The sequence below is a fragment of the Arthrobacter sp. MDT1-49-2 genome (assembly GCF_059090185.1).
Genome location: NZ_JBNHFK010000006.1, coordinates 171,890 through 186,297, shown reverse-complemented (window position 1 = coordinate 186,297; position 14,408 = coordinate 171,890). Strand labels below are relative to the sequence as shown.

Genomic DNA, 14,408 nt, shown 5'->3' with positions numbered 1-14,408 from the left:
ACAAGTGTGACTGCGGGCACAAGGGATTCCCCAGAGGATTCCCATTGAATGGGAATCCCGATGCCAACATGACCGGTGCCTAGATCAGCGGTGCCTGGATCAGCGGTCCTGCCGAGTTCGGTGCCGGTCAGCGGCCGTAATGCGGACCGGCGGCATCGGACCGGACCCCCAGGCCCCGCGAGATTCCCCGCGCCGCGGTCATCAGTGCGGGCACGGTGGCCGGGATGTTCTCCTCCCCCGTCGGCACCACCACGCCGATGGCGGCGACGGCGGTTCCCCCGGCCCCGAAGACGGGCACGGCTATCCCGGTGGTGTCGGGCACGACGGCGCCCGGCAGGCTGGCGCTGCCCTGCAGGCGTATCTGTGCCCAGGCGGCCCGCAGCCCGCGTACCGCCTCCGGGCCCAGATCCCGCTTGACCAGATACGCCTCCTGCAGGTGCCGGGGAGAGTGGGCCATCATGGCCATGCCGGAGGAGGAAACATGGACCGGCAGCCGGCCGGCTACCTGGGCATGGTTGAGTACTGAGCCGTGGCTGGAAAGCCGTTCTATGAATAGCACCTCGTCCTGGCTGAGGACGGACAGTTGGGTGTGCTGACGGACCACGGCCTGGATGTCCTCCATAAAAGGCATGGCTATCTGCTTGAGGCCAAGGGCTGCGGAACTGCGGTTGGCCAGTTCCCACAGGCGCAGGCCCAGGCGGACCCGGCCGCCGGCTTCCTTCTGCAGGAAGCCGTGGCCCATCAGGTCATTCACCATCCGGTGGGTGGTGGACAGCGGCAGCCCCGTGCGGCGTGCCAGCGTGGCCACCGACATGCTGGGGCGGGTTCCGTCAAAGGCGCTGATAATCCGCACAATCCGGTCCGTCATGGACTCGCCCGTTGGAGAATTCGCCATACTCTTCAGTCTGGCACAGCGCTTCCTGCCTCCGGGCCCGGTTAAACGCGGAAGGTCCCGCACCCTCTCGGGTGCGGGACCTTCCGTCGGATGCGCCTTCCTTAGCGGAAGTCGCTGCCCATGTCGTAGTCATCCAGCGGGATGGCGTGGAACTCGGGGCTGAGGCCGCCGTCGACTCCGGCGTAGTCGAAGTCGCTGAAGGCGCTCGGGCCGGTAAACAGGTTGGCCTTTGCTTCCTCGGTCGGCTCGACAGTGACCTCGGTGTAACGGGGCAGGCCCGTTCCGGCCGGGATCAGCTTACCGATGATGACGTTCTCCTTGAGGCCGAGCAGCGGATCGCTCTTGCCTTCCATGGCCGCCTGCGTCAGAACGCGGGTGGTTTCCTGGAAGGAAGCTGCGGACAGCCAGGACTCGGTGGCCAGGGAGGCCTTGGTGATGCCCATCAGTTCCGGACGGCCCGAAGCAGGCTTCTTGCCTTCCGAGACCACGCGGCGGTTCTCGCTCTCGAAGCGGCGGCGTTCGGTCAGCTCACCGGGGAGCAGATCGGAATCGCCGGACTCGATCACGGTCACGCGGCGCAGCATCTGGCGGACAATAACCTCGACGTGCTTGTCGTGGATGCCCACACCCTGGCTGCGGTACACGCGCTGGACTTCGTCCACCAGGAACTCCTGTGCCTTGCGCGGGCCGAGGATACGGAGGATCTGCTTGGGATCCACCGCACCGAAGACCAGCTGCTGGCCAACCTCGACGTGGTCGCCGTCGGCAACCAGGAGGCGTGCACGGCGCAGGACCGGGTACGCGATTTCCTCGGAACCGTCGTCGGGAGTGACAACCAGACGCATCTGGCGGTCGGTCTCTTCGATGGTGACCCGGCCCGCGGTCTCGGAGATCGGAGCAACACCCTTGGGCGTACGTGCTTCGAAGAGCTCCTGGATACGGGGCAGACCCTGGGTGATGTCCTCAGCGGAAGCAACACCACCGGTGTGGAAGGTACGCATGGTCAGCTGGGTACCCGGCTCACCAATGGACTGTGCAGCGATGATGCCCACGGCCTCGCCGATGTCCACGGTCTTACCCGTGGCCAGGGAGCGGCCGTAGCAAAGTGCACAGGTACCGACGGCGGACTCACAGGTGAGTACGGAGCGGACCTTGATGTCGGTGACACCGGCTTCGAACAGCTTCGCGATGAGCACGTCGCCCACATCGTCGCCGCCCTTGGCCAGGACGTTGCCCTGCGGATCGGTGACATCGGTGGCCAGCGTACGGGCGTAGGCCGAGTTCTCGACCTCTTCGTGCAGCTGGAGCTCACCGTTGGCATCCGGAACCGCGATGGTGACGTTCAGGCCGCGCTCGGTGCCGCAGTCTTCCTCGCGGACAATAACGTCCTGGGAAACGTCCACCAGACGGCGGGTCAGGTAACCCGAGTTAGCGGTACGCAGAGCGGTATCGGCGAGACCCTTACGGGCACCGTGCGTGGCGATGAAGTATTCCAGCACCGACAGGCCCTCGCGGTAGGAGGACTTGATCGGGCGCGGGATGATCTCGCCCTTAGGGTTGGCCACCAGGCCACGGATACCGGCAATCTGCCGGACCTGCAGCCAGTTACCACGGGCACCGGAGGACACCATGCGGTTGATGTTGTTGAATTCGGGCATGTTGGCCCGCATTGCAGCAGCAACCTCGTTGGTGGCCTTGTTCCAGATATCGATCAGTTCCTGGCGGCGCTCGTCTTCAGCGATCAGGCCCTTGCCGTACTGGCTTTCAACCTTGGCAGCCTGAGCTTCGTAGCCTTCCATAATGGCCGGCTTGTCGATCGGAGCCGCAATATCGGAGATGGCAACGGTAACGCCCGAGCGGGTGGCCCAGTAGAAACCGGCGTCCTTCAGGTTATCCAGCGTGGCAGCCGTGACAACCTTCGGGTACCGCTCAGCGAGATCGTTGACGATCGCCGAAAGCTGTCCCTTGTCCGCAACCTTGGCAACCCAGGGGTAGTCCGCCGGCAGGGTCTGGTTGAACAGAACCTGGCCGAGGGAGGTTTCGATGAGGGCGGGGGTGCCTTCTTCCCAACCTTCCGGTGCGGGCTGGTCTGCGCTGGGCACGAAGCCGTCAACGCGGATCTTGACCAGGGCGTTCAGGTGCAGCTCGCCCATGTCCGAGGCCATGATGGCTTCGGCCAGGGATCCGAACACGCGGCCTTCACCGACAGCACCGGGGCGCTTGGTGGTGAGGTGGTGCAGGCCGATGATCATATCCTGCGAAGGCAGGGTGACCGGGCGGCCGTCGGACGGCTTCAGGATGTTGTTCGAGGACAGCATCAGGATGCGTGCTTCTGCCTGCGCTTCGGGGCTCAGCGGCAGGTGTACTGCCATCTGGTCACCGTCGAAGTCGGCGTTGAAGGCGCCACAGACCAGCGGGTGCAGCTGAAGGGCCTTGCCTTCAACCAGCTGCGGCTCGAAGGCCTGGATGCCGAGGCGGTGCAGGGTGGGTGCACGGTTGAGCAGCACCGGGTGTTCGGTGATGATCTCTTCCAGCACGTCCCAGACCTGCGGACGGAAACGCTCGACCATACGCTTGGCGCTCTTGATGTTCTGGGCGTGGTTGAGGTCAACCAGGCGCTTCATCACGAACGGCTTGAAGAGCTCCAGTGCCATCTGCTTGGGCAGGCCGCACTGGTGCAGCTTCAGCTGCGGGCCAACAACAATGACGGAACGGCCGGAGTAGTCAACACGCTTACCCAGCAGGTTCTGGCGGAAGCGGCCCTGCTTGCCCTTGAGCATGTCGGACAGCGACTTCAGCGGACGGTTGCCCGGTCCGGTGACCGGACGGCCGCGGCGGCCGTTGTCGAACAGGGAGTCAACAGCTTCCTGCAGCATGCGCTTTTCGTTGTTCACGATGATCTCGGGGGCACCGAGATCCAGCAGGCGCTTCAGGCGGTTGTTGCGGTTGATCACGCGGCGGTACAGGTCGTTGAGGTCGGACGTCGCGAAACGGCCGCCGTCGAGCTGGACCATCGGGCGCAGTTCCGGCGGGATCACCGGGACGGCATCCAGGACCATGCCCAGCGGGCTGTTCGAGGTGGTCAGGAACGCGTTGACAACCTTCAGGCGCTTCAGGGCACGCGTCTTACGCTGGCCCTTGCCGTTCTGGATGATGTCGCGCAGGGACTCGGACTCTGCCTGCATGTCGAAGTCTTCAAGACGCTTCTTGATGGCTTCGGCACCCATGGAGCCTTCGAAGTACAGACCGTAGCGGTCACGCAGTTCGCGGTAGAGGCCTTCGTCGCCTTCCAGGTCGCCGACCTTGAGGTTCTTGAACCGGTCCCAGACCTGCTCGAGGCGCTCAATGTTGTGGTCGGCGTCGCGGCGCACCTTGGCCATCTGGCGGTCGGCGGAGTCGCGGGCCTTCTTCTTGTCGGCAGCCTTGGCGCCTTCGCCTTCGAGGCGGGCAAGCTCGCCTTCGAGGTCCTTGGCGATGGCGGCAATGTCGGAGTCGCGCTGGTCGACGAGGTGCTTGCGCTCCAGGTCGTGCTCGGCCTGCAGGTTCGGCAGTTCGGCGTGGCGGTTCTCTTCGTCAACCGAGGTGATCATGTAGGCAGCGAAGTAAATGACCTTCTCGAGGTCCTTCGGTGCCAGGTCCAGCAGGTAGCCCAGGCGGGAGGGAACACCCTTGAAGTACCAGATGTGCGTCACGGGAGCGGCGAGCTCAATGTGGCCCATCCGTTCGCGGCGTACCTTGGCACGGGTCACCTCGACGCCGCAGCGCTCACAGATGATGCCCTTGAAGCGCACGCGCTTGTACTTGCCGCAGTAGCATTCCCAGTCGCGGGAAGGACCGAAGATCTTTTCGCAGAAAAGACCGTCCTTCTCCGGCTTCAGGGTTCGGTAGTTGATGGTTTCCGGCTTCTTGACCTCACCGTAAGACCAGCCACGGATTTCATCCGCGGTGGCAAGGCCGATTCGCATAAGGCCGAACGTGGAATCGTTGGACATGGGTCCCTGTTCTCTCTTGTTCTCTAAATCTGAATGTCTCGGGGTACGGAAAGAGCACGAGGTGACCATCCCACTGGCGCCAGGCGGTCCGGGTTAGGCGGCTTTAATATTCCGTTGCGAGCTCTGCGAGCCGCGGAATTTCGTTGCCGCCGTTCCGGACCGTCCCGGCGCCAGCCGGGACGGTGCAACTGCTGCTAAACCTCTTCTACTGAGCTCGGCTCTGCGCGGGACAGATCGATACCCAGTTCTTCCGCGGCCCGGAAGACTTCTTCATCCGAGTCACGCATTTCAATCGTGTTGCCCTCGGTGGAGAGGACTTCCACATTCAGGCAGAGCGACTGCATTTCCTTGATCAGGACCTTGAACGATTCCGGAACGCCGGGCTCCGGGATGTTCTCGCCCTTGACGATGGCTTCGTAGACCTTCACGCGGCCGTGGATGTCATCGGACTTGATCGTGAGCAGTTCCTGCAGCGTGTAGGCAGCGCCGTACGCTTCCAGGGCCCAGACTTCCATTTCACCGAAGCGCTGTCCGCCGAACTGTGCCTTACCACCCAGCGGCTGCTGCGTGATCATGGAGTACGGGCCGGTGGAGCGGGCGTGGATCTTGTCGTCCACCAGGTGGTGGAGCTTCAGGATGTACATGTAGCCCACGGAGATCGGGTCCGGGAACGGCTGGCCGGAACGGCCGTCGAACATCCGGGCCTTGCCCGAAGCACCGATCAGGCGGTTGCCGTCACGGGTCACGTTGGTGGAATCGAGAAGGCCGGTGATTTCGTCCTCGCTGGCACCGTCGAACACCGGGGTGGCGACCGTGGTGGGGCCGGTCTCACGGGGCAGGTTCGGCAGGTCCTTGACCCAGTCCGGCTCGCCCTCGATCTTCCAGCCCTGCTTGGCAGCCCAGCCCAGGTGGATTTCCAGGACCTGTCCGACGTTCATTCGGCCCGGAACACCCAGCGGGTTCAGGATGATGTCGACGGGGGTTCCGTCTTCCATGAACGGCATATCTTCGATCGGGAGGATCTTGGAGATGACGCCCTTGTTGCCGTGGCGGCCGGCCAGCTTGTCGCCGTCCGTGATCTTGCGCTTGTGTGCCACGTAGACGCGGACCAGCTGGTTCACGCCCGGGGGCAGCTCGTCGTCGTTGTCGCGGTCGAAGATGCGCACGCCGATGACGGTTCCGGACTCGCCGTGGGGAACCTTCAGGGAGGTGTCGCGGACTTCGCGGCTCTTCTCGCCGAAGATGGCGCGCAGCAGGCGCTCCTCCGGGGTCAGTTCCGTTTCGCCCTTCGGGGTGACACGGCCAACGAGGATATCGCCGGCTTCAACCTCGGCTCCGATGTGGATGATGCCGCGCTCGTCGAGCTGCGACAGCACCTCCTCGGAGACGTTGGGGATGTCGCGGGTGATTTCCTCGGCACCAAGCTTGGTGTCGCGGGCGTCAACCTCGTGCTCCTCGATGTGGATCGAGGTCAGGACATCGTCGGAGACCATGCGCTGGGACAGGATGATGGCATCTTCGTAGTTGTGGCCTTCCCATGACATGAATGCCACGAGCAGGTTCTTACCAAGGGCCAGTTCACCCTGGTCCGTTGCGGGACCGTCGGCGATGATGCTGTTGACCTCAACCCGGGCGCCCTCGGAGACCAGCACGCGCTGGTTGTAGGCGTTGCCCTGGTTGGAGCGCTCGAACTTCATGATCGGGTAGCTGGTCTCGGTGCCGTCGTCGTTCATGACGGTGACAAGGTCAGCGGAAACCTCGGTGACAACACCGGGCTTCTTCGCGGTCACGGAGTCGCCGGCGTCAACTGCGGTGTACTTCTCCATGCCGGTGCCCACCACGGGGCGCTCGGAACGGAGCAGCGGCACAGCCTGGCGCTGCATGTTCGCACCCATGAGGGCGCGGTTGGCGTCGTCGTGCTCGAGGAACGGAATCAGGGCCGTGGCCACCGACACCATCTGGCGCGGGGAAACGTCCATGTACTCGACCTCGTCCGGCTCGACGAGCACGGGCTCACCGGAACCGCCGCGGGCACGGACGAGGACCAGGTCCTCTTCGAAGTGCTGGTCGGCGCGCAGCGGAGCGTTTGCCTGGGCAATGGTGCGCTCTACTTCGTCATCGGCGGTCAGGTAATCGACCTTGTCGGTGACGACGCCGTTTTCGACCTTGCGGTACGGGGTCTCGATGAAGCCGAAGGCGTTGATGCGTCCGTAGGAAGCCAGCGAACCGATCAGGCCGATGTTCGGGCCTTCAGGGGTTTCAATGGGGCACATGCGGCCGTAGTGGGACGGGTGAACGTCTCGGACTTCCATGCCTGCACGGTCACGGGACAGACCGCCCGGGCCCAGTGCGGACAGACGGCGCTTGTGCGTCAGGCCGGCCAGCGGGTTGTTCTGGTCCATGAACTGCGAGAGCTGGGAGGTTCCGAAGAACTCCTTGATGGCAGCCACAACGGGACGGATGTTGATCAGGGTCTGCGGCGTGATGGCCTCGACGTCCTGGGTGGTCATCCGTTCGCGGACCACACGCTCCATGCGGGACAGGCCCGTACGGATCTGGTTTTCAATCAGTTCACCGACGGCGCGGATGCGGCGGTTGCCGAAGTGGTCGATGTCGTCGACCTCCACGCGGATTTCGACGTCGTTGCCGTCGCGCTTGCCCGGAACGGTCTTCTCGCCGGCGTGCAGTGCCACCAGGAACTTGATCATGGCGACAATGTCGTCATTGTTCAGCACCGAAGCATCGGAATCCGTCAGCGGCTTGTCGATGCCCAGCTTGCGGTTGATCTTGTAACGGCCAACCTTGGCGAGATCGTAGCGCTTCGGGTTGAAGTACAGGTTCTCCAGCAGCGTCTTGGCAGCTTCGACCGTGGGCGGCTCGCCCGGTCGCAGCTTGCGGTAGATGTCCAGCAGGGCATCTTCCTGCGTTTCCGTGGGGTCCTTTTCCAGGGTGGCACGGATGGAGTCGTACTCGCCGAAGGTCTCAAGGATCTGGCCTTCGGTCCAGCCCAGGGCCTTCAGAAGTACGGTGACCGACTGCTTGCGCTTGCGGTCGAGGCGGACGCCGACCTGGTCGCGCTTGTCGATTTCCAGTTCGAACCAGGCACCGCGGGAAGGAATGATCTTCGCGGTGTAGATGTCCTTGTCGCTGGTCTTGTCCGCGGTGCGCTCGAAGTAGGCGCCCGGGGAGCGGACCAGCTGGGAGACAACGACACGCTCGGTGCCGTTGATGACGAACGTTCCCTTGTCTGTCATCAGGGGGAAGTCGCCCATGAACACGGTCTGCTGCTTGATTTCGCCCGTGTTGTTGTTCATGAACTCGGCCTTGACGTACAGCGGAGCCGAGTACGTTGCGTCCCGGTCCTTGCACTCAGCCATGGTGTACTTCGGGTCGGCAAACTCCGGCTCCGAGAAGCTCAGGGACATGGTGCCCTGGAAGTCTTCGATCGGGGAGATTTCCTCGAAGATGTCGGCCAGGCCGGACGTGGTTGCAATACCCTGCTCGCCGGTTTCGCGCGCCTTTTCGACGCGTGCCTTCCAGCGCTCGTTGCCGACGAGCCAGTCAAAGCTGTCCGTCTGCAGGGCAAGAAGATTGGGAACGTCAAGCGGTTCGTGAATCTTTGCGAATGAAATCCGGGAAGCTGCGTTCTCCGGATTAGTAGCGGTTTCGTTATTAGAGGTGCTCGAGGCGACCAAGAGGGATCCTTCCACAGACCTTCAGGCGTGTTTCGCGCTTCCTCCCCTGCACTGCACGGACCGAGTCCGTGCGCGTCCCGACGTCCGGCAGGAGGCGCACCCGTGTACTACGGATACTGCCCGGCACGGAACATAGCCCACCGCTATATGAAGGCTGAAGGTTAACAGGAGGAAGCAAATATCCACTATAGGGCATTATGGGCGCACAAGTCTACCCGATTTATAACCCTGCGTCGCTCAACCTCTCAGAATCCCACAAGGATCCGGCTTACGAGGGAGCCAGCAGGCAACTTGTCGCGTCTTCATGTCACGGTCGAAGCCCCTTCCGGAGCGCCGTCCGGGGCCCCTTGCGGAGCATCGGATACAGATACCTTACCGCAAGATCGGCCGAATGTGGGTGCAGCGGGTGTCCGGGGCCGCGCAGGCGTGTGACTCCGATCTCCCCGGCGGGTGTCCGGTGGCGTAGCCTTGTCCCAGCGTTGGATCCATCCCTCCATGTCTTCAATGACGAACACAGCGACGAAAGTGAACTATCCGCTATGACCAATTCCGCAGCCTCCGCGGCAGCAGCACCCACCGAAGTGGTAATCGTCGGGGGTGCACGCACCCCCCAGGGCAGGCTCAACGGGCAGCTGGCACCCTTCACCGCCGTCGATCTGGGAGCGTTCGCCATCAAGGGCGCCCTGGACAAGTCCGGGGTTCCCGCCGCCGATGTCAGCGCTGTCATCATGGGCCACGTTGTCCAGGCCGGATGCGGGCAGAACCCGGCCCGCCAGTCCTCCATCAAGGCCGGTATCGGCTGGGATGTCCCAACGGTGACCATCAACAAGGTCTGCCTGTCCGGCCTGGCCGCTGTCATTGACGCAGCCCGCCTGATCCGCGGCGGCGAGGCAACGGTGGTGGTGGCCGGCGGCCAGGAGTCCATGACCCGCGGGCCGCATTTGCTGCCGGGATCGCGCCAGGGCTGGAACTACGGGAACATTTCCGCGGTGGATTCGGTGGCGCATGACGGCCTCACTGACGCCTTCGACAAAGATTCGATGGGCATTTCCACCGAGCGCGGCAACACCAAGCTGGCCATCAAGCGGCTGGAACAGGATGAAGTGGCTGCCGCCTCCCACCAGCGGGCGGCAGCAGCCATGGCTGCCGGTATCTTCGACGCCGAGATCGTTCCGGTGACCGTGCCGCAGCGCAAGGGCGAGCCGCTGGTACTTACGAGCGACGAAGGCGTGCGGCCCGCCACCACCACCGACACACTCGCCGGGCTGCGGCCGGCCTTTGATCCTGAAGGCACCATTACCGCCGGCAACTCCTCCCCGCTGTCCGACGGCGCCGCGGCCCTGGTCCTCACCACCCGCGCCTATGCCGCCGAACACGGGCTCGAGGTCCTCGCTTCCGTCGGCATGCCGGGCCAGGTGGCCGGACCGGACAATACCCTGCACTCCCAGCCCTCCAACGCCCTGTTCGCGGCCTTGGGCCGCGCCGGCTGGAATGTCGCGGATCTGGACTTCATCGAGATCAACGAGGCCTTTGGTGCCGTTGCCGTCCAGTCCCTGAACGAGCTGGGCATGGACCTGGAGCAGTGCAACCTGCACGGCGGTGCCATTGCCCTGGGCCACCCGATCGGCGCCTCAGGGGCCCGGCTGGCGCTGACCGCGGCGCACGAGCTCCTTCGGCGGGGTTCCGGCCGTGCCGGGGTCGCCCTTTGCGGCGGCGGCGGACAGGGTGAGGCGCTGCTGCTCTTCCGCGAAGAGTCCTAGACCGCCCGCAGGGGCCGGGACCGGCGTCGTTCCACTGACGACGGCGGTCCCGGCCCCTCCCTGTTCCTGCTTCCTGTTCCCGCCTCCCCCTTCCACGGCGCCACTCAAACTGCCCGGGAACACAAAAAGACCCCGCCCAAAGGACGGGGTCTTTCCGTTTTTTACGGCCGGAGCCGCAAAAGGAAAACTACTTGACGGTGACGGTGGCGCCGGCAGCTTCGAGAGCTTCCTTGGCCTTGTCAGCGGCTTCCTTGTTGGCGCCTTCGAGGACGGCCTTCGGAGCGCTGTCAACCAGGTCCTTGGCTTCCTTCAGACCCAGGGAAGTCAGGGCACGGACTTCCTTGATCACTGCGATCTTCTTGTCACCGGCAGATTCGAGGATGACGTCGAATTCGGTCTTCTCTTCAGCAGCGTCAGCAGCGCCGCCGGCGGCGGGGCCTGCAACTGCAACAGCAGCAGCGGTGACGTCGAAGGTCTCTTCGAAGAGCTTCACGAAGTCGGAGAGCTCGATGATGGACAGTTCCTTGAAAGCTTCAATGAGCTCTTCGTTGGTGAGCTTCGCCATGGTGTGGCGTCCTTCCTATAGTTGGTGCACGCAGGCACCGGAGATTGGATGAGAAGAGGTTTTACTCTTCGGTGGCTGCTTCTGCGGCCGGAGCTTCTTCTGCGGCGGCCGGAGCCTCTTCCGCAGCGGGGGCAGCGGGGGCGCCGCTTTCCTCTTCGAGCTTCATGCGCAGTGCATCAGCCGTGCGGGCCAGCATGGACATCGGTGCCTTGAGGACACCGGCGACGCGTGCAAGCTGGAACTCACGGGACTCAAGAGCAGCCAGGGCTGCAACACCGGATGCATCCAGGGCGTTGCCCTCGAAGACACCGGTCTTGATGACGAGCTGCGGGTTGGTCTTGGCAAAATCCGTCAGGCTCTTTGCAGCTGCAACTGCGTCACCCTTGATGAAGGCAATTGCAGTAGGTCCGGCAAGCTGGCCATCGAACGCGTCGATGCCGGCTTCCTTGGCTGCAATGCCAGTCAGGGTGTTCTTGACGACCGAGTACTTGGTGTCCTGGCCGAGCGAACGACGCAGCTCCTTGAGCTGTGCAACGGTGAGCCCGCGGTATTCGGTTAGGACAGCAGCGGTCGACTCCTTGAAATCAGTGGTGATTTCCTCGACTGCTGACACCTTTGTTGGCGTTGCCATAACCCTCCTTCCGGGGAAATAGTGCCGGTGGATCGGGTCCCGAACATAAAAAACGCCCCGGGCAGATGCACGGGGCTTCACTCAACGGACACACGAAGTTCCGGAGTTCAGTTCGTTCACCTGCGCAGGCCGCCCTTTAGGCAAGGGACTTTCGGATGTTTCTCCAACCGGATTCCACACGTGGAGGGCTGAAGGTTCAGCCTTACGGTGGGATTGAATGCACATCGACCGACGGTCTTTGGTAGTTCAAGGGTACGGGAGATTCCGGCAGGGAACAAATTCCGCCGGGATCAGGCGGGGATCAGCGTCTTCTGCCACTCCCCCGCATAGCCGACGGCACGGAATCCCAGCTGCCCGTTGATGGAGAGCATGAACCGGTTCTCCTCGGCGTTCCAGGTGTAGACGCGTTCCGCCTCGGGAACGGCTTCCTGCAGGCGCGCCAGATTCACCGCTTTCAGGAGCATGCCCAGCCGGTGGCCCCGATGGTTCGCCAGGACCAGGGTGTCGTCCTGGTAGGCCACGGAGAGGTTGTTGGCGAAGACCTCCAGAACGGTATGCCCGGCCAACTCCCCGGAGGGGATGTGCCGTACCGCGCTGACCAGGGACTCGTAACCCATATCCACCGCCCGGGCTTCCTCCTCCCGCACCCGTGCCTCATCCCAGGCCTCTTCGGCCAGGTCGAGGCCACCCTGCGGTGCATCGGTGCTCATCTTCTGCCGCAGCAGCGCATAATCCCCCACCAGGTCCGAAGGGCATGCACCCCGCCAGAACACCAGTTCATATCCGGCTTCCGCTGCCGCCGCGGCCTGCTCCTGCACCGGTGTCCCGCCGTCGTAATCCGCGAGGTCCAGGCGGCTGACCCGGTCCACCAGTTCCGGCCGGAAGCCCACCTTGCCGGCAAAGGCGGCCGCGGCGTCGTCCGGGATGAACCCGCCGGTGCCCGTACCGGCCGGGCGATTACCGGCGGTGCCCGCATCCACTGCATGCTCGGTCTCCGCCACCAGCATGCGCCGGCCCGAGGCGGCGGCCAGCTGCTCGGCAGCCAGATACAGCCGTGTACCGATTCCCTGCCGCCGGGCGCCCGGGGCAACCACCACGTTGACGGTTCCGGTGTGAAGGTTGTCGGTAAGGGGCAGATTCAGCTGGGCCACGCCCAGGATCCCGCCCGTTCCGCCGGCCCGGGCGGTCAGGAGCGTACGCCGCCGGGTGGTCGTGCTGCTCCGGCCCGTGAGCTGGGACTGCGGCGTTCCGTAGAAATCATCGTTGCCCCAAATCTCGCGTTGCTGGACATTCATCAGCTCCGCAACCGCCAGAAAGTCCGCGCCGCCGGGCCCGTCCAAGCTGGCAGGGAGCTCAAACGGGGCAATGGAGATCTGTGTCATGGGACACATCCTGCCGGAGAACAGTGCCGGCGACAAAACACCACCCTTGCCGGACAGCAGAAAGGCGGCCGCAGCAAAAAGCTGCGGCCGCCTTCACCGGAAGGAAAGCCTTCCGAAGTTACGCGAAGACTATGCGTCTGCGAGAACCTTGGTGACGTTGGGGTCAACGGCGATGCTCGGGCCGAACGTGGTGGTCACGGTGGCCTTCTGGATGTAGCGGCCCTTGGCTGCCGACGGCTTCAGGCGAAGAACCTCTTCCAGGGCGGCTGCGTAGTTCTCAGCCAGCTTCTGGGAGTCGAAGGACACCTTGCCAATGATGAAGTGCAGGTTGGAGTGCTTGTCGACGCGGAAGTCGATCTTGCCACCCTTGATGTCCGAAACAGCCTTGGCGACGTTCGGGGTAACCGTGCCGGTCTTCGGGTTCGGCATGAGGTTACGCGGGCCGAGCACGCGGCCCAGGCGGCCGACCTTGCCCATCATGTCCGGGGTAGCCACTGCGGCGTCGAAGTCGGTCCAGCCAGCGGCGACCTTTTCGATCATGTCGTCGGAGCCAACGAAGTCGGCGCCGGCAGCGATTGCTGCTTCAGCCTTCTCGCCGGTTGCGAAAACGAGGACGCGGGCCGTCTTGCCGGTGCCGTTGGGCAGGTTGACCGTGCCGCGGACCATCTGGTCAGCCTTGCGGGGGTCAACGCCCAGGCGGAAAGCCACCTCAACGGTTGCGTCGAACTTGGAAGGGTTGGTGTCCTTCGCCAGCTCTACAGCCTCGACCGGTGCGTACAGCTTGTCCGCATCGATCTTGGCTGCAGCTGCTTCATATGCTTTGCTGCGCTTTGCCATCTGCTTTTTCTCCTTGTGCAGTTGTGGTCTGTCGGACCGCGCCCGGCCCTGCCACGCGCCGTTTCCCCTCTGGGGTTCCGGCATTTATGTGAAATTGAGGTGCAGGGGGCTTTAGCCCTCTACAGTGATGCCCATCGAACGGGCGGTGCCGGCGATGATCTTGGCAGCAGCCTGAACATCGTTGGCGTTGAGGTCTTCCATCTTCATGGTGGCGATCTCTTCGACCTGTGCCTGGGTCAGGTTGGCAACCTTGGCGGTGTGCGGGGTTGCGGAACCCTTGGCAACACCGGCAGCCTTCTTGATCAGCTGTGCGGCCGGAGGAGTCTTCGTGATGAAGGTGAAGGAACGGTCTTCGTAAACGGTGATTTCAACCGGAATAACGTTGCCGCGCTGGGATTCCGTTGCAGCGTTGTACGCCTTGCAGAATTCCATGATGTTGACACCGTGCTGGCCAAGTGCCGGACCAATCGGAGGAGCCGGGTTGGCGGCACCTGCGTTGATCTGCAGCTTGATGAGGCCGGTGACCTTTTTCTTGGGGGCCATGAAAGGGTCCTTCTCTAAATTATGTTCCCGAAGAACAGGAGCGTCCATCCGGGTTGGTGGCCGCCATGGCTTGGTGGCCGGACGCTGCCTGCAGGTTAAAGCGGACCT

9 protein-coding genes are annotated in these 14,408 nt (G+C 63.6%); 1 reads left to right on the top strand and 8 read right to left on the bottom strand.

What is annotated here, in order from left to right:
- Positions 1 to 127: 127 nt before the first annotated feature.
- From AC5RTS_RS10370 to rpoB, 3 genes are all read right to left on the bottom strand, one after another.
- Positions 128 to 895, bottom strand: a complete 768-nt coding sequence (locus AC5RTS_RS10370) for an IclR family transcriptional regulator (RefSeq protein ID WP_493991980.1) — start codon at positions 893 to 895, stop codon at positions 128 to 130.
- Between the two features lie 101 nt (positions 896 to 996).
- Positions 997 to 4,887: a DNA-directed RNA polymerase subunit beta' gene (locus AC5RTS_RS10365; RefSeq protein ID WP_493991979.1), complete on the bottom strand. Its 3,891-nt coding sequence runs from the start codon at positions 4,885 to 4,887 to the stop codon at positions 997 to 999.
- Between the two features lie 194 nt (positions 4,888 to 5,081).
- Positions 5,082 to 8,582, bottom strand: coding sequence for a DNA-directed RNA polymerase subunit beta (rpoB, locus tag AC5RTS_RS10360; protein WP_493991978.1), 3,501 nt, complete (start codon positions 8,580 to 8,582; stop codon positions 5,082 to 5,084).
- 539 nt (positions 8,583 to 9,121) lie between these two features.
- Between rpoB and AC5RTS_RS10355 the strand changes: the two genes are divergently transcribed.
- On the top strand, positions 9,122 to 10,342 hold the full coding sequence (locus tag AC5RTS_RS10355; RefSeq protein ID WP_493991977.1) for an acetyl-CoA C-acetyltransferase: 1,221 nt from the start codon (positions 9,122 to 9,124) through the stop codon (positions 10,340 to 10,342).
- A gap of 187 nt (positions 10,343 to 10,529) precedes the next feature.
- Here the strand turns inward: AC5RTS_RS10355 and rplL are convergent, their stop codons facing one another.
- From rplL to rplK, 5 genes are all read right to left on the bottom strand, one after another.
- On the bottom strand, positions 10,530 to 10,907 hold the full coding sequence (rplL, locus tag AC5RTS_RS10350; protein WP_493991976.1) for a 50S ribosomal protein L7/L12: 378 nt from the start codon (positions 10,905 to 10,907) through the stop codon (positions 10,530 to 10,532).
- A gap of 61 nt (positions 10,908 to 10,968) precedes the next feature.
- On the bottom strand, positions 10,969 to 11,538 hold the full coding sequence (gene rplJ, locus AC5RTS_RS10345) for a 50S ribosomal protein L10 (RefSeq protein ID WP_493991975.1): 570 nt from the start codon (positions 11,536 to 11,538) through the stop codon (positions 10,969 to 10,971).
- Between the two features lie 290 nt (positions 11,539 to 11,828).
- Positions 11,829 to 12,920, bottom strand: a complete 1,092-nt coding sequence (locus AC5RTS_RS10340) for a GNAT family N-acetyltransferase (protein ID WP_493991974.1) — start codon at positions 12,918 to 12,920, stop codon at positions 11,829 to 11,831.
- 129 nt (positions 12,921 to 13,049) lie between these two features.
- On the bottom strand, positions 13,050 to 13,757 hold the full coding sequence (rplA, locus tag AC5RTS_RS10335) for a 50S ribosomal protein L1 (protein WP_493991973.1): 708 nt from the start codon (positions 13,755 to 13,757) through the stop codon (positions 13,050 to 13,052).
- Positions 13,758 to 13,868: 111 nt separating this feature from the next.
- Positions 13,869 to 14,300 carry a 50S ribosomal protein L11 gene (gene rplK, locus AC5RTS_RS10330; protein ID WP_146361026.1) on the bottom strand — a complete coding sequence of 144 codons (432 nt, stop codon included), beginning with the start codon at positions 14,298 to 14,300 and terminating at the stop codon, positions 13,869 to 13,871.
- Positions 14,301 to 14,408 lie beyond the last annotated feature (108 nt).